The sequence below is a fragment of the Hoeflea sp. 108 genome, from assembly GCF_000372965.1.
Lineage (GTDB): Bacteria > Pseudomonadota > Alphaproteobacteria > Rhizobiales > Rhizobiaceae > Aminobacter.
The window spans coordinates 1-16,559 of the sequence record NZ_KB890027.1 but is presented as its reverse complement, the minus strand read 5'-3'; the positions used below and the strand labels follow the sequence as shown (position 1 = coordinate 16,559).

At 62.0% G+C, this 16,559-nt stretch carries 13 protein-coding genes and 2 pseudogenes; 10 read left to right on the top strand and 5 right to left on the bottom strand.

Annotation, left to right across the window (positions count from 1 at the left end):
• Position 1 precedes the first annotated feature (1 nt).
• From B015_RS0129580 to virB11, 6 genes and pseudogenes are all read left to right on the top strand, one after another.
• The gene (locus B015_RS0129580; protein WP_018431391.1) at positions 2–898 is read left to right on the top strand and encodes a type IV secretion system protein; all 897 of its coding nucleotides are present in this window, start codon (positions 2–4) and stop codon (positions 896–898) included.
• A 51-nt stretch (positions 899–949) separates the two neighbouring features.
• On the top strand, positions 950–1,216 hold the full coding sequence (locus B015_RS0129575) for a hypothetical protein (protein WP_018431390.1): 267 nt from the start codon (positions 950–952) through the stop codon (positions 1,214–1,216).
• 5 nt (positions 1,217–1,221) lie between these two features.
• The gene (locus B015_RS0129570) at positions 1,222–1,890 is read left to right on the top strand and encodes a virB8 family protein (RefSeq protein WP_018431389.1); all 669 of its coding nucleotides are present in this window, start codon (positions 1,222–1,224) and stop codon (positions 1,888–1,890) included.
• Positions 1,891–1,923: 33 nt separating this feature from the next.
• Positions 1,924–2,755, top strand: a pseudogene (locus B015_RS31980) (TrbG/VirB9 family P-type conjugative transfer protein).
• Between the two features lie 10 nt (positions 2,756–2,765).
• Positions 2,766–3,951: pseudogene (gene virB10 / locus B015_RS31975) on the top strand (type IV secretion system protein VirB10).
• Between the two features lie 8 nt (positions 3,952–3,959).
• Entirely contained in the window at positions 3,960–4,994 is a 1,035-nt protein-coding gene (gene virB11 / locus B015_RS0129555; RefSeq protein ID WP_018431385.1) for a P-type DNA transfer ATPase VirB11, read from the top strand.
• 617 nt (positions 4,995–5,611) lie between these two features.
• Here the strand turns inward: virB11 and B015_RS32375 are convergent.
• Genes B015_RS32375 through traA form a run of 3 tightly spaced genes read right to left on the bottom strand, consistent with a single transcriptional unit; the run spans position 5,612 to position 12,335 of the window.
• The gene (locus B015_RS32375) at positions 5,612–7,372 is read right to left on the bottom strand and encodes a BID domain-containing T4SS effector (protein WP_051092030.1); all 1,761 of its coding nucleotides are present in this window, start codon (positions 7,370–7,372) and stop codon (positions 5,612–5,614) included.
• 3 nt (positions 7,373–7,375) lie between these two features.
• On the bottom strand, positions 7,376–7,645 hold the full coding sequence (locus B015_RS0129540) for a hypothetical protein (protein WP_018431383.1): 270 nt from the start codon (positions 7,643–7,645) through the stop codon (positions 7,376–7,378).
• A gap of 16 nt (positions 7,646–7,661) precedes the next feature.
• A complete protein-coding gene (gene traA, locus B015_RS0129535) occupies positions 7,662–12,335 on the bottom strand; it encodes a Ti-type conjugative transfer relaxase TraA (RefSeq protein WP_018431382.1) in 4,674 nt (1,557 codons plus the stop codon).
• 221 nt (positions 12,336–12,556) lie between these two features.
• On the opposite strand from traA, the gene B015_RS0129530 reads away from it, so the two are divergent.
• Genes B015_RS0129530 through traG form a run of 3 tightly spaced genes read left to right on the top strand, consistent with a single transcriptional unit; the run spans position 12,557 to position 15,034 of the window.
• A complete protein-coding gene (locus B015_RS0129530) occupies positions 12,557–12,781 on the top strand; it encodes a TraC family protein (RefSeq protein ID WP_011578781.1) in 225 nt (74 codons plus the stop codon).
• A complete protein-coding gene (locus tag B015_RS0129525; RefSeq protein ID WP_343123017.1) occupies positions 12,702–13,094 on the top strand; it encodes a conjugal transfer protein TraD in 393 nt (130 codons plus the stop codon). The genes B015_RS0129530 and B015_RS0129525 overlap by 80 nt, the downstream gene beginning before the upstream one ends.
• A 23-nt stretch (positions 13,095–13,117) precedes the next feature.
• Positions 13,118–15,034 (top strand): Ti-type conjugative transfer system protein TraG, encoded by a 1,917-nt coding sequence (gene traG, locus B015_RS0129520; RefSeq protein ID WP_018431380.1) that lies wholly within the window; start codon positions 13,118–13,120, stop codon positions 15,032–15,034.
• Here traG and B015_RS0129515 read toward each other — a convergent pair.
• Both B015_RS0129515 and B015_RS32370 read right to left on the bottom strand, forming a co-directional pair.
• Positions 15,021–15,290 (bottom strand): hypothetical protein, encoded by a 270-nt coding sequence (locus B015_RS0129515; protein ID WP_018431379.1) that lies wholly within the window; start codon positions 15,288–15,290, stop codon positions 15,021–15,023. The two genes, traG and B015_RS0129515, sit on opposite strands and share 14 nt — an antisense overlap.
• Positions 15,291–15,344: 54 nt before the next feature.
• Entirely contained in the window at positions 15,345–15,773 is a 429-nt protein-coding gene (locus B015_RS32370; protein ID WP_245262445.1) for a hypothetical protein, read from the bottom strand.
• Positions 15,774–15,931: 158 nt separating this feature from the next.
• Between B015_RS32370 and B015_RS0129505 the strand changes: the two genes are divergently transcribed.
• Positions 15,932–16,559: DUF1173 family protein (locus B015_RS0129505; protein ID WP_026227898.1), on the top strand; the 628-nt coding region annotated here is incomplete at its 3' end.

The following is a 16,559-nucleotide window of genomic DNA, read 5'->3' as shown; positions in this document are numbered from 1 at the left end:
CATGTACACCGTCTTCGACTTCCTCGATCGCCAGTTCACGACGCCGCTCCAGAACTTCATCAGTTCCGGTACAAGCGGGATCAGCGCGTGGGTGACGGGGCCGTTGACAGCAGCGCTGACACTCTACGTGATCCTTTACGGTTTCCTGATCCTGCGCGGATCGGTGCAGGAACCGATCATGGAGTTTGCCTTCCGGGCGATAAAGCTCGCCATCATACTGATGCTGGTGAGGAACGCCGGCGAATATCAGACCTATGTGACTAACGTCTTTTTCGAGATTCTGCCCAGGGAAGTTTCCGAAGCACTGAATACCGGCGGCGCGCCGAGCGCTACGACCTTCGACAGTCTGCTCGACAAGGGTCAGAAATCCGCCAATGATATTTGGGCACAGGCCTCATGGCCGGTCGATCCGCTGACCGGTTTTGCCGGTCTTGTCGTCGTGTTTGTGACTTTTGTCGTGGCCTCGATCGGCTATGTTGTTTCACTCTATGCGCGGGTCGCCCTTGCGATCGTTCTCGCGATCGGACCGATCTTCATCGCACTGGCCATGTTCCAGTCGACACGCCGCTTCACCGAGGCGTGGATCGGGCAGCTCGCCAACTTCGTCATTCTGCAGGTTCTGGTTGTCGCGGTCGGCTCGCTGCTGGTCACCAGCTTCGCGACCATGTTTACGACTGTCGAGGCTTACAGCGACGTCCTGATGCGCCCGATCGCCGTCGGCGCCATCGGGCTTGCGTCACTGTACGTCTTTTATCAGCTGCCAGGTATTGCCTCGGCGCTCGCCTCCGGCGGTGCCTCGCTGACCTATGGCTATACCGCGGCGCGCGATGGGCACAACAACACCGTAGTGCGCGCGATCGGTTGGAGTTGGCGCAGGCTGACCGGCAGAGGAGCCTGACGCCATTACCATGAGGGGTATTTCAGCGTGCATATAGTTCGAGTTGTAACAATGATGGGGCTGCTGGCGGCGGTCTCCGGCTGCGCGACGCTAAGTTACCCGCTGCCTAAATGCGACGGTTACGCGAAGCGTCCGCTCAATCGTTCGATGTGGGATTGGGATGCCGGGAAAGCACAGGGCAATCCGCAACAGCAATCCTCGCGCGCTGGTGGCGACGCGTTAGCCTTGGCGTTCGCCGAGCATGAACCAACCGTCGCGACCGTAGCCTTCGCCGGATTCGACGAAGCCGGCTCTCACGCCGCTTGCCGGGCAGGGTAGGGGGCATGGTGACGACAGACAGTCTCAAGGAATATTTCGACAAGGCGCGCCGCTTCGATCAGGACCGGATGGTCTCCGCCGAGCGCTCAAAACGACTCGCCTGGTTCGTCGCCATCGTCGCCAGCGTGCTGGCCTGCGTCTCGGTTGCCGCCGTGGTCGCGCTGACGCCGCTCAAGACGGTCGAACCCTTTGTCATCCGCGTCGACAATTCGACCGGCATCGTCGACGTCGTGTCAGCCATGGCGTCGACCGCCGGCAACTATGACGAGGAGGTCACCAAATATTTCGCCGCCCGTTACGTCCGGGCACGCGAAGGCTATGTCTGGTCGGAAGCGGAAGAGAATTTCCGGACCGCATCGCTGATGTCGAACGCGGCTGAGCAGCAGCGCTTTGCGGCCGCGTATCGCGGCGGCAATCCGGAATCTCCGCAGAATGTCTATGGGCGCTCGGCGACGTCCCGTATCGGGATCAAGTCAATCTCACTCATCAACAGCAATGTCGTTTCAGTCCGCTACACGCGGACAATCACACGCGGCGAAGATGTCCGCACAACCCATTGGGTGGCAACGATCACCTATTCCTATGCCAATGCCCCAATATCCTCCAGCGACCGGTTGGTGAACCCGCTTGGGTTCGTGGTGAGCAGCGAGCGGCCGGCCGCGGAGGCCTTCTAGTGTTGAAAACAATCGTTCCTTGCCGTCACCGTCATCGCGGCGGCACTGGCAGCATTTCCTGTTCAGGCCCTGGAGATTCCGACCAGCGCGCAGCAGGACAATCGCGTGCGTTTCGTCAGCTACCAACCCTACAATATCACCCGCATCGTCGGCACGATCCGTTCTTCGGTCCAGGTGGAGTTCGCGCCAGACGAGGAAATCGCTCATGTGGCACTCGGCAATACCGTTGCCTGGGAAGTCGCACCTGCCGGCCACATCCTGTTCCTCAAACCACGCGAGAACCAACCCGCCACCAACATCTCGGTTGTGACGACACGGCGCGACGGCTCCAAGCGCAGCTATCAGATGGAATTGGTCGTTCGAGACGGGTCGGTCGATGCCGGGCAAAATACCTATTTCTACTATGAGTACCGTTATCCAGCCGATGAAGCAGAGCGGCGACGCCTCGAGGATGAGGCGAAGAAGCGTGCGGCCGAGGCTGGTTATGCCGATCAGGTCCTCGGCATCCATGATGAATACGGCCCCCCCAACAACTGTTGTTCGGCGCAACAAGGCGCCGCAATAAACCCGCAGGCGGCCTACGATAATGGTGAGGAGGCGACCTTTGCCTCCTGCGGCGGTAAGGAGATGCCCGCGGCGTACATAGAGAATTCCGACGGGACGGAAAGCCCTGGTGCCGAAGAAGACGGTTCAGGGCGATCTCGTTCTCGTCCACGCTATCAGCCGAAAGTTCATCCTGCGGCGTGGATCGGACACGCTCTGCATCTTCAACGAGGCCTATTCGCCGGTCGGCGTCGACCCGGGAACCAATACCACCTCGCCCTCGGTCGAACGAGTGGTGAAGGTTCCGGCCGCCGGACAATAAGGGAGCCGCCATGACAGATACGCCAGAAACATCGATCCCCGGCGAACGCGGTCAGACCTCGGCGGCACGCAAGGGCGACAGCAATCCCTTGCTCAAGCGAGGCGCGCGGTCGTGCTGGCGGTCGTCGCCTTCATGGGGTTTCGCCATGTGGTCAATGCGCCAGGGGCCGAAGGAGGACGTCGAGCAGCCGGGATCGGGGGTGATCCGTCAGACGACGGAGTTCGAACCGGCCCGGGCCGAACCCGAGCCCGTGGCCCTGCCAGTTCCCGAGATCAAACTACCGACGCCGGCCGTCGAGACGGCGGAGACGCCCCCGGTCGATGAACTGCTCGATGCGGCAAGACGGGCGCCGGTGATGGCCTTTGGCGGCGGTCAGTCCGGCAACAATGCCAGGCCTTCCAATACGGGCGACCGCGACGACCCGATCCAAACTTCGTCCCGGTTGACGGCCTCCTGGGGGAGGAGGGGGGCAGGGCGCGAGAACGAGGATCAGGCGCTTCAACCGGATGCTGAAGCCAACTGTCCCTGGAAGGATCGAAGGCCGGACATCTCGCGGCAACCGGAACTTCATCGTGGCGATGGGGACCTCGATCCCCTGCGCGCTCGAAACCGCGCTGTCATCCGATCAGCCGGGATTCACCAGTTGCGTGATTACCCGAGATATTCTCTCCGACAACGGCCGGGTCGTGCTGATGGAGAAAGGCACCCAGGTCGTGGGCGAATATCGTGGCGGACTGCGCCGCGGCCAAAGCCGGTTGTTCGTGCTCTGGAACCGAGCCAAGACGCCCACAGGCGTCATCATCACATTGGCCTCGCCGGCAACCGATGCGATCGGCCGGGCTGGCTTTGATGGTTACGTCGATACGCATTGGTGGGAGCGCTTCGGAAGCGCGCTACTTCTGTCGGTGGTCGGCGATATTGCCACCTATGCCGGTCAGGAACTACAGCGCAGTGATGTGCAGGCGCAGGGCACGACAAGCGCCGGCAAAGACGCCGCCGCGATCGCCGTCGAGCAGTCCATCAACATTCCGCCAACGCTCATGAAGCACCAGGGGTCACTCGTTTCGATCTTCGTGGCGCGCGATCTCGATTTCTCAAGCATCTATGGTCTGCGGGTCACCGAGCCGCGCAACACGATCTACGACCGCGCCGTGATAGGCGACTTCTATCCAAAATCCGATTTGGTCACGAAATAGGGCAGGGGATGGCGGAAAACTCCGATGCTGGCGTCGTCCGCCAACTGCTTCTGCCGCTCGATCGCTTCTTGAAAGACGAGAGCCTCTACGAGGTCGTCATCAATCGACCCGGCGAAGTGCTGACGGAAGGAACGGCTGGCTGGAAACGCCACGAGCTGCCGGACCTGTCGTTTGACAAGCTGATGCGGCTGGCCCGCGCGGTGGCAAGTTACTCAAATCAGGGCATCGACGAGACGCGCCCGCTTCTCTCTGCCACCCTTCCGGACGACGAACGCATCCAGATTGTGATCCCGCCGGCGACGACACGCGACACCGTTTCCATCACCATCCGCAAGCCCTCATCTGTTGCGCTGTCCACGGCTGATCTGGAGGAGGGCGGCTTGTTCGAGAATGTCGTTGCGAGCGCCGATCAGACCTCTCGTGAAGATCCGTTGTTAGCGAGCTACCGCAGCGGACAGTATCGCGTCTTTCTCGAAGGTGCGGTTCTTGCGCGCAAGAACATCATCATCTCCGGCGCCACGGGATCCGGCAAGACCACGATCTCGAAGGCGCTGATCCAGCACATTCCAGACGACGAACGGCTCATCAGCATCGAAGACACACCGGAGTTGACGATCCCGCAGCCGAACCATGTCCGGCTGTTCTATTCCAAGGGCGGGCAGGGGCTGGCAAAGCTCGGCGCGAAGGATCTGCTTGAATCGTGCCTGCGCATGCGCCCGGATCGGGTCCTCCTGCAGGAGCTGCGTGACGGCACTGCGTTCTACTACATCCGAAACATCAATTCCGGGCACCCCGGCTCGATCACCACCGTTCACGCGGATTCACCAAGCCTGGCGTTCGAGCAACTGACGCTCCTGGTCAAGGAATCCGACGGGGGGCAAGACCTCGACCGGGACGATATCCGCAATCTGCTGAAGATTTCGATCGACGTGATCGTCCAGTGCAAGAGGGTCGGTGGCCGTTTCCGTGTGACCGAGATTTACTTCGCTGACGCCATTGCCCCGACCGCCCGCATCTCTTCAGCTGGAGGGGTCGCGCCATAATCCATAGCGTGCGGGCTAGGCAAGATCCGCATTTTAGAAAGTTGGACCATCTTATGAAAACAGCGCGCCGTCGGCGATCCGCCAGTCTCCCCGTACATTTTGCGACAAACTTATCCTGCGGTACCGCAAGGTCTGCAGAAAGGTGTCTTCGTATGCGCACCTCGAACGAAGCATGTCTGACCGTCTCCGAAGGGGAGCATCTCGCTCAATCCATCAATTTGGCTCTCGCGTGTTACTGTAGAGAACAAATGAGAGAGGGTGACGATCTTATTCTCGAGCTCAACTCTTCCCGTGCCATCATCCGGCCCGTTCCGGGAATGCTGTGGCTACGCGTTGACGCGTCCGATTTGCTGACCTGCATTGGAACGAAGATGTTACTCGAGTCTGCCCTGAGAGCGTCTCGAGAGGATGCGCCGAGACATGTTCTGTGGGTGCAGGCGGAGCACGAGCCCTTTGCGGCCGTCCGGGCAGTCATCCAGTCCGGCCAGATCACCGCCTACTAGAGCCGCGCGCTCGCCGTGGCGATGAGGCGATGAGGCGATGAGGCGACGCGATAGCATGATCTGATTTCCTGATCCCAGCGATTCCAGTGGTGGCCGGGACCCCGCCAGGCAAGCTTATCGCTTTATCGAGATCCCAGCATTGCGGCCGCGTTCCAATTGCTGTCGCTGCAGCTGGGTCTGACCATGCACCGCCTGCACCTGAGACTGCACGCGCGCGAGCGTGGCGACACGCTCATGAGGGACAGCGAGGTTTCGTGACAGTCGATCGAGATCCCCTGATTTCAAGGCATTTCGGTCAGAGGGCGTCAACCGCCGATTGATTGACGAAGCGATGCCGTCCAGCTCCCGTCGCAACTGCGGGGCGGCGTGCAGCCTCGCGGCCTGCTCGTGCGCCGGCGCCTGCAGGATTGCCGTCAATCCCACCGATGGCGCTCGGATTTCCTGACGCTGGCGATGTTGCTCCTCACGATGCTTCGTCTCGATCTGATGCCGCTCGAAATCGACCGTGCGGCCATAATCCTCCATTGCGGCGGCAAGCTGCGGCAGATGTGCCTTCGCGGTCTGGCGTTCCGGGCTTTCGGCACGCAGGAACCGACCGCCCTCGCCTGCCATGGGTCCAAGCTTTCCAGCCCGGATATCCTGTCCAGCGACGGAGCCCGCCATGGCGCCATCGATGCTCTCGACCGTCGCCGATGTAGCAGCGGCGTTTCCATAGACCAGTTGGGATAGCCGTTCGATTTCAGAACGCTTTTGCTCCAGCCGTGAGGATTGCCGCAGCTTGGTGCCGATCTCGGCCTCGCTCAGATCGGGCACGTCCCGCCCGGGAATGAGGACCTCTCCCGGTCGAACCTGCCGCTCCGGTTTCTCTTCCTCACGATCACGGACCAGGGGACGCGCCAGAGGGTCTTCGCCGCCTGGAATGATGGGACTCCGGTCGATGCCGATCCGCTGCTTGACCTCCCGGGCGGTCTTCATGGCATCGTCATCATCCGAGCGACGCCGATCCGCCAGAAACCAGGCGAGGTCTTCGCGTGAGTGGGCCTTGACTTCATCGAGCAGGGACGCCGGCGCGCTACGAGCCTCCATACGATCCACGACCTTGGCCCAGACAAGCGCGAAGGCGTCGATTTCCTCGCGGGATAATGGACGGCTTCGCGTTTCCTCAAGCACCTGTCGCGCCCTGGCTGCCGCCAGCCACTGTCCGTTGGATAGAACATTGTCATAGACCGCCTCGCCATCGGTCCGTTGAATCAGGAGACGATCTGCGAGCTTGCGGCGCTCGATGCGCTCCAGGCTTTCTGCGAGGCCGGTGACGGCGGCATCATGGACGGCGCGCGGCGGGATCCGCGCCGCTGCGCCGGCATGATGCAATTCCTCGAAGCGGTAGTGGCAACCCTGCCAACTGACTCGCGAACTGACGGCCAGCACGCGCGCTTCGATGCGATAGCCGGCCGATCGTCCGGCCGTCATGACCTTCTCGACATTGTCGGGGGTCCTCATCGTGGTTTCGAACACGACGTGGACACCGCGTTCGGTGGCAGCCGTCAGCAACTTCTCGCTCCAGATGCCGGCATCGGCCTGCGTGAAGCGCGACGCCGTCATCGGATCGGCGTTCTGGTGAGCGACAAAACCCGGATGATAGGATCGCAGATCATCGCCGACGACGCGGATGGCGGGACCCGTTTCCTCCAGCTCCGTAAGGCTCGCCGTCAGCAGAGCTGTTTTGCCGGAACCAGGCTGGCCGCCGAGCACGATCAGGGTCGGCCGGTCCGCTTTGCCGATATCGTCGGGGAGATAGTCGGGCAGGATTTCCGTGCGAAAGATGTGTTCGTTCTGGGCCTCCGACAGCCGGCCGAGGGTAGCTTCGTCCGCCATGGATCAGAGCTCCCGCCAGAACGCGGCCGCGTCTTTGACCCGCGGCCCCCATTCCGCGATCACGGCTTCGATGTGCTCACGATCGCCGACGCGGATGCGATTCTGCACCGCAAGCAACTGACGCCGCTTCGCGCGTAGCGCCTCGGCGCCGGCCGGATCATTCGCCTCGATGGCGGCAACGCGTTCCGATACCAGCCCGCGCGCCTGGTTCATGATCTCGATGGCGAGCTCGGCCCGCACAATCGCGTCGAGCGTTGTTATCTGTCCGGCCATTGTCTTGTCCCTTCTGCTATCTCGTGATGCCTTTGGTCTGGTTGAGTGCCCGCATCTGGCGCTCGGCGATGATGTCCTGGGCCTTGTCGGCGCGAACGGCATTCTGCAGCACCTTGAGGCGGGGCTGCATGGCCTCGAAGACCTTGCGCTGCGCCGCCGGCACCCGATCGATGACGTTTGCCTGCGCACGTCCAATCGCGTTCGGCCCGAACCTCTTGTCGAGCGCATTGCTGACGGCTGCGAACTCCGCTCTCACCTTTGCATCCAGAGAACGGACGAGCCGGGTTATGTCCTTGGGAGACTTCTCGGCTGTGGCCGTCACGCGGGCCAGCTCGGATACCGCCCGTGGTGACAGTCCGGGCACCGGTACGCTCATTCGCTCCCGATCTGCGGCAATGGCCGCCTTCTCGGCGTCGAACGCGCCCTGCCAGGCCTTGCCCGTTGCAACGACGCTGGCGGCTGCGCTCGCCACGGCTTCGACCGCAGCCTTGCGTTCCCGCCCGGTGGCCATGAGCCGATCCACAACGCGGTCGGAACCGCGCAGTGCGCCATAAGCCGCGGGGTCGTTCGCGACGGCACGCGCGATGCGCTCGGGCTCGACGCCCTTGACGACCAGAGCCTCAATCGTCGCAAGGGCCGCCGCAGGATCGCGCCAGACGCGCTGCGCGGCCTCAGCAAGTGCTGCGCGCTGTTGCCTATAGCGGGGAACCTCCAGCGCACGCTTTTTGGCTTCATCATCGACAGTTGCCGCGAACTCGGTGACCGCCGCGAGCATCGGCAACGCGGGTGGCCTGGACATCTCTGGAGCCGTGGCCGGATCGTAGGCCGCTGGCGCCACGATCCGCGACGGATCGCGCCTCTCGGCCAGATGCTGCAGTTCGTTGAAGCGGCGCACGGCCGCAAACAACGTCGTCAGCTCTTGCCGTTTTGCCTCTGGCACTCCCTCAGGCATGCGCGCGACCATCTGCTTTTCGGCATACTGGTCGGCCTTTTCGGTAAAGGCGCTCCAGCCGAAGCGGGCGGTCAGCGCTTCGCCGAGGGCCTTCATCTCCTGCACCAGCGAGCGCTCTGACGCTGCATAGGCAAAGGCCGTCTTGTAGGCGCCTTCGCCGCCCTTCTCGCGAACCGCCTCGACTTCATTGAGCCGCGCCACCGCATGCGGGGACAGTGCCGGGACCGAAAGCGCCATGGCGGCGCGGCGCGCATGCTCACGGTTCTCAAAATTGGCCCGGTCATGCTTGAAGTTTTCGGCGTGACTGCGCGCCAGGGGGCCGAGCTCTGCGACAGCGGCGACGGCCTCAGCCCGTTCCTTCCGCGCTATCTGGCCGTCGACCAGGCTGTCGCTGCCACGCATGGCCCCAAGCATCGAGGGACTGCGAGCAAGCTTTTCACCGAGCTGCCGTGGCTCGACTTCAAAGGCCGACGCCTCCGCGTTCAGACGATCGAGGGCAGCGGCAGGATTGCGATAGATACGCTCGAGCACGGGCAGCAGGATCGCCTCTCGCTCTTTCCACCGTGCCGAGGCAAGATGCTCGATCCGCGCGTCTTCGTCCAGCGAGCGGATAAAACTCGCCTGTGGCGCGAGCAGATATCGCGTCTGTTCGGCAGCCGCCCCAATCTGCGCGGGCGCAATTCCAGATACACCGACATATGCCGGATCCACCGTTTGCGTCCGAACCGCCCTATCGTCGTAGGAGACGCTGCGCTCCTTCTCGATCGCAAAGCCGAGTGCGACGCTGGCGCGCTCCCAAAGCCGCGCCACGCGATCACGTTGTGCACCAATCCACGACAGGCGCCGCTCCATCCCCTGCTCCATTCCGGCAGCAAGCTCGATGGCATGATCCATGTTGCGGCGGCGGGCGAAGTCGACAATCTGTGCCTGGTAGCCCGCTTCGGATTCGTAATCGAGCGTCGTCGTCTTGGCGCCGGAGCGGGACAGGCGCTCGACCAATGACTTAAACAGTTCCGGACGATGACTTTCCTGCGCGAGACGTTCTTGGCGTACATCCGCGGTCTCGGCCCGCTCTGCGGTCCAGACATTGCGTTCGACCTCACGCTCCTCGAAGGTCTTTTTGCCGGTTTCGGGATCCACGACCGGTATCTTCACCGTGACGTGCTCAACTCCGTCCTTGCGCAAGGTGACGGTGTCGCCGATCTCGACGCTGCCTTTCTCAATAGCCTTCGGAAGGCTGACACCCCAGACGCGATGGACCACGCCGTCGTCGGTTTTGACGTCGGCATATGGGCTCTCTTTTGCATCTTCGTCGTTTGGACGGAATTTCGCTTCGCCGGTTTCGACCAGTTGACCGGTGACGCCGGCGGCGTGATCGACGCGCTGCGCCCTGCCCCATTTCTCGCGCGGCGCAAAATCCTCGTGCGCCATATAGAGATCGGCCCGATCGCGATGTCGCGACATCGCAACATAGGCGAGATGCTGATCCATCATGCCGGTGGCCAGAACCAACGTCCTGTCCACGGTCGCGCCTTGAGATTTGTGCACGGTGGCCGCATAGCCGTGGTCGACATTGCGATAGGTGTCCTGGCCGAAGGTTACCTCCCGCCCCGCATCAAGCTTTACCGTGAGCAGCGTCTCGCCCCGCTCGTTCGTCGTGCGAACGACGGTTCCGAGCATGCCGTTCTTCACTTGCTGAACAGCGAGATGCTCGGCGCGCTTCTCAAAGAAGCGGGCGTTTTCGAGGAAGATCAGTCGGTCGCCAATCGCGAACTGCCGCGCGCCCCGCTCGGTCTGGTACGCGCGGTCTTCGCCAAGCGCTTCCTGACGACGCATCACGGTGCGGATCGCATGATTGAGCTTTCCGACATCATCATTGGTTTGCGCCAGAACCAGCAGTTCCGAACCGGTGAGAACGCGGCTTTCCGATTCCGCCTTCTTCCGGTAATCCGCCCGCGCCTGCCCCCAATCCTCGACGATCCGCTCGATCACCGCATCGCGGGTTTCAAGCTGGACGATGCGGTCATGTTGCGCATAAGCGTCGAGCGCCTCCTCGACCTTCCCGCGCGCGAACAGGCGGGAGGCACCGCGCGCCCACTGCTCGCGCTGGCGACGAACACCGGTCAATTCGGCAAAGCCGATGCGCTCGACAATCGCCCGGAACGCCGCGCCCGCCTGGATCGGCTGGAGCTGCATCGGATCCCCGACCAGCACCGCTTTTGCTCCAGCGTCCTCGACAATCTTCAAGACACGCGCCAACTGTTCCGACGACACCATGCCGGCCTCGTCGATAACCAGCACATCGCCCTTTTGCAGCGTGTCCCGACCGTCCGCCCAGCCCAGTTCCCATGAGGCGAGCGTGCGTGATTTGATCCCGGAACTCTCTTCAAGACCCTCGGCGGCCTTACCGGCAAGGGCCGCTCCGACGACGCGACGGTCGTCCGCCTCCCAGGCAATGCGCGCCGCATCGAGCAAGGTGGATTTGCCCGCACCGGCCAACCCTACGACGGCGGATATAGCGCTATCGCCGGTGACGTGCCGGACGGCGTCGACCTGTTCGGCGTCGAGCCTGAACGGCTTCTCCGGATCGCGGCTCTCCACCAGGCGAATGGCGTTACCGACTTTTTCGGACGTCACCGTGAAGCCCGATCGACGCGACAGCTCCCGCGCCGACTGCGCCATATCGTATTCGGTGCGCAGCATGGCGCGTGTGGTGAACACGGCGACGTCGGCAACCTTTCCTGTGTCCGAATCAATCTGCTGCGGCTTCAGCGTCACCAGATCCGACGACGCCATCAGTTGCGCATGGATATTGGCGAAGACCGCCGGATCGTCGACATAGCGATGCAGTGCTTTGGCGATTTCCCGCTCGTCGAATGTCGAACGTTCCCGGCTGAGCTGCTTCAGCAAAAGGCCGGGTTCATCGGCAAGGCGGTCGGCCATTTCCTGCCGCTTCGCCAGGGCGGCTGGTGCGAAGTACATCTCCCTGCCCTTTCGGGCCAAGGCCGCTTTTGCCGGACCGAGATGGCTTTGGGCGATGCCGTCGAGGCCCTGCTCGGCATAGCTGCGCCCATCCAGGCGGATATCGTGACCGGCAAGCGCAAGATGCTTGTTGGCCGTTTCCGCCCAGCCGATTTTCCACGCCTTCATCGTGTCCTTGTCACCAGCCCACAGCCGATAGACGATCTTGCCCTTCGGCCGATCCGGGGTGACGACACGCAGTGGCTTGCCGTCATCGCCGAGAACCGCGACCTTCTTGTTGCCAAAACCATCATCGGTCAGAGGCCGCAAGGTGGTCATCAGGTGGATATGCGGATTGCCGTCCTTGTCGTGATAGACCCAGTCGGCGACCATGCCCTTTGATGTCAGATGGTCGCGGACGAATTCGCGCACCAGGGCAATGTTCTCCGCCTTCGACAGCTCCTCCGGCAGCGCGAAGATCATCTCGCGGGCAAGCTGCGCGTCCACCCGCTTCTCAAAGGTATCGACGGCATTCCACAACACCTCGCTGGCGCCGGCGATCGTCCTCCCATCGATCATGGTGCGGAGCCATGCCGGCGTCTGATCCGGCAGCGCCAGCTCTTCATGCACGAGCTCGGCCTTGCCGCCCTCATACCGGAAGCTCATCCCCGTCTGCTCTTCGTCCATCCTCGTACGATGGCGATAGGCCGCGGCCGAGACGACACTGCGTCCCGCTCCCCGGCTGATCACCTGTGCCCGTACGAACATGATCGCCATGCGATCAGACCCTCTCCCAAGCATGTCGCGTTCCGCGACGTATATTGCGCCCTCGAACAGATCGGGCCGCAGGACCGATGCCGCTTCTCGGGATGCGCCCTTGCGGGCGCAGACCAAAAGTGAGCCTCACGGCTCGGCGCAAACTAGCATCTTTTACTATGCGTTTCTACACGGTATAATCGCCGTGCAAAGGAAGGCTTCCGGAAAGGATAAGGTAGAAAATGCGCGCTAAATCATCGATTTCAGAGATTGACGCCCAGATAGATAAACTACGCGAAAAACGCCGTGGAATCCTCGCCAAGGCCAATGAGCGCTTCGCGCGCGCGGCGGCCAAGGCAGGACTGGCCGAGATGGATATTCCCGACAATGAGCTCGACGCTGTCTTCGAGGAGATCGCCGCGCGATTTCGCAAAAGCGCCAAGGGGCCTTCAGGCGCATCTGCTTAAGCGCCTCGATCGGCGGATTGTGGCCCTGGAACGAAAGCGGCGGCAGACGATGACAGAGGATCGCAAGAAAGACGCGCGCGAGAAGATCACGCTCGGCGGATTGGTGGTGAAGGCCGGGCTGCGACAGGCCGACCGGGCGTTCCTGCTCGGTGTCCTGTTGGAAGCCGCGACCGTACGCGTCGGATCGCCCGAGCATCATCGGCTGAAAGCAAAAGGCGGCATGGCGTTCCAACGCGACCGCATGAAGGACGCCGAAGCGGCGGATGCGGGATCGCCCGTCTCCGACGATTCCGAGAAGGCCAACGGCGACTAAGCGCCAGCAAGAGGAAGCCGGTCATGGCGGGAAAGACGAAACTGAAGCCGGCGCTGTTATGGGCAATCGTGCCTGCCGTCGTGACAGCGATGACCCTGGCGATCACATCGTACAGATGGCAGGCAATGGCGGGCGGGTTCTCGCCTGCCAATGCCTATTGGTTCTTACGCTCAGCACCCGTTCCCAATCTGCTCTTCGGTCCGATCGCGGGATTGATCACTGTCTTCGCGCTGCCGATGCACCGCCGCCGGCCGGTGGCGATGGTCAGCCTGATCTGCTTTCTCGGGGTCGCCGGCTTTTACGCTTTGCGCGAATATGCGCGGCTGTCCCCATCCGTCGAGAGCGGCTCGGTGACCTGGGACGAGGTGCTGTCCTATCTCGACTTCTTCGCCGTCATTGCTGCGGCCGTCGGTTTCGTCATCGTCGCGATATCGGCGCGGATATCGGTCGTCGTGTCCGATCCGGTGAAGCGCGCCAAGCGCGGAACCTTCGGTGATGCCGATTGGCTCACCATGTCGGCCGCCGCAAAGCTGTTTCCGCCAGACGGCGAGATCGTCGTCGGCGAACGTTACCGCGTCGACAAGGAAACGATCCGCGACGTGCCGTTCGATCCGGCCGACCGCGAGACATGGGGAAGCGGCGGCACCGCGCCGCTGCTCACCTATAAGCAGGATTTCGATTCCACCCATATGCTGTTCTTCGCCGGCTCAGGCGGATTCAAGACCACCAGCAATGTGGTGCCGACGGCGTTGCGCTATACCGGCCCCCTGATCTGCCTCGATCCCTCGACCGAGGTCGCACCGATGGTTGTCGAGCACCGCACCCAAAAGCTCGGGCGCGAATGCATGGTTCTCGATCCGACAAATCCGGTGACGGGTTTCAACGTGCTCGACTGGATCGAAACGTCAAAACACAAGGAGGAGGATATCGTCGCGGTAGCCCACATGCTGCTGTCGGAAAGCGCGCGCTTCGAATCCTCGACCGGTAGCTATTTCCAGAACCAGGCGCACAACCTTCTGACGGGGTTGCTGGCCCATGTGGTGCTCTCTCCGGAATATGCCGGCCGACGGAACCTGCGCAGTTTGCGCCAGATCGTCTCCGAGCCGGAACCCTCGGTGCTCGCCATGCTGCGCGATATTCAGGAGACATCGGCGTCTGCGTTCATCCGCGAAACGCTCGGCGTCTTCACCAACATGACCGAGCAGACATTCTCCGGCGTGTACTCCACGGCGTCGAAGGATACGCAGTGGCTGTCGCTCGACGATTACGCCGCACTGGTCTGCGGGCGAACGTTCAAATCGAGCGATATCGTCTCAGGCAAAAAGGACGTGTTCCTGAACATCCCGGCGGCGATCCTGCGGTCTTATCCCGGCATCGGCAGGGTGATCATCGGCTCACTGATCAATGCCATGACGCAAGCCGACGGCGCGTTCGAACGCCGCGCCCTCTTCATGTTGGATGAGGTGGACTTGCTCGGCTATATGCGCGTTCTCGAAGAGGCGCGTGATCGCGGCCGCAAATATGGCATCACCCTGATGCTCATGTACCAATCGGTTGGTCAGCTCGAACGGCATTTCGGGAAAGATGGCGCGACGTCATGGATTGATGGCTGCGCCTTCGCCTCCTATGCCGCGATCAAAGCACTCGACACGGCGCGCAACGTCTCCGCCCAATGCGGTGAGATGACCGTTGAGGTTCAGGGGAAATCTCGCAATGTCGGGTGGAGCAATTCGAACGGCGGAATGCGGAAGTCGGAAAGCCTGAACCTGCAACGCCGACCGCTGATCATGCCCCACGAAATCACGCAACAGATGCGCAAGGACGAGCAGATCATCATCGTGCAGGGCCATGATCCGATCCGCTGCGGGCGGGCGATCTACTTCCGGAGAAAGGACATGGATGCGCAGGCTGGTCCAAACAGGTTCGTCAAGGCGAGTTGACCGACTCTTCGCTGCCCTGATCAAGCGCGTCGTATTCCGCGTTGCTCGGCCAGTCGGTGCTTCGCATGACAGACAACGCCGCCTCAATGGCTTTCTGCGCTTCGACCAAATCCGAGCGACGCATGGAGGGGTCGGAATAGATGCCGTATCCGTTGACAATCCGGCCGTTGAACCCGTGCTGAAGTCGATCAATTGCGACGCTGACGTGGTCCTGAATCTGGTCCGTGGCGTTTGCCGCTTTGGTGATACTCGACATGCGGCCATCTCCTTGAATGGTGTTTCTTTGAAGTCTGCCGGTTCTGTCTTCGCGCTATCGGCGCTTGCAGGCCGTTGGCGATGGCCGATACCGGTCGAACGGATCTTCTGCGCCGGGCGGCGCGAACCAGCCGATGAACAGATTGTAGGCGAGCGCGAATACGAACATGCCCACAGCCGCAGACAAGAAGAACCACCACGGCATCGGCGCGGCATCGGGATTGACGAAGACCCCGAGCGATACAGGAAGCATGACGATGCCGGCGAGAACGAGAAAGCCAGTGAAGGCCCGAAACGCGCAGGCGACGAAATAGAGCAGATACCAGGCGGTGTAGAAACCAGCGCGCCCAATGGCCTCGAGCACATTGAAGGGCAATGCGATGAGAACGGACATCGGGGCAGCAGCGCCGGAGGCACCGTTGAGGGGGTTGTGATCGCCGTCTGCGGGATTTCGCATGCGTTGTCCTTTCGCGGTGAGCGTCATTGTACCTGAAACTGGGAGAATGAGAATCGGCAGAGTTCGATTGATGCAAGAAGAACCCCGACGAACAGCAAGTCGGTGAAAACCGCAGGAGCAACCTAACGCAGCCTTACGCGTGAAGAGGAGACTATGCCCATGATGACCGCAGGAACCGAAAAACCATGAGCCGGCATATCCGCATGGGTGGGATTGATGTCGATGTCGCAGATACTGTGTTCGACGACCGGTTGGCGGATGCCTATTCGAATCGGGAACACCCCCTTTGCCTCTGTCAGGCGGGCGGCGTGCCGATGTATATCGCGCGGTTTGAAGACCGCCATATCCTGAAACGGATGCCGGGCACCGGAGCGCAGCACGCGCCCGACTGCGAATCCTACGAGCCGCCATCCGACCTTTCGGGCCTCAGCGCAGTCGAGGGCGAGGCAATCATCGAGAATGTGCAAGACGGCACGACGGCGCTGAAACTCGGGTTTAGCCTGTCGAAGCTCGGCGGCCGGACCGCGCCTGCAATCGGTGACAGCGCTGATCCGGGCGACGTCAGGACCGACGGTGCCCGTTTGTCGTTGAAGGCGATGCTGCATTTTCTATGGGACCGGGCACAGTTCAATCGCTGGCGTCCGGCGATGGCAGGCAGGCGCAATTGGGCGGTGGTCCGCAAATTCCTGATCGAGGCGGCGTCAAGTTCGAGCGCGAAGGGAAAGCCGCTTTCGGCGGTGCTTTACATGCCGGAGATGTTTGACGCGGCGCGCGTGGATGGAATCGTCCAGCGTCGCCAGGAGTTTCTGAGCA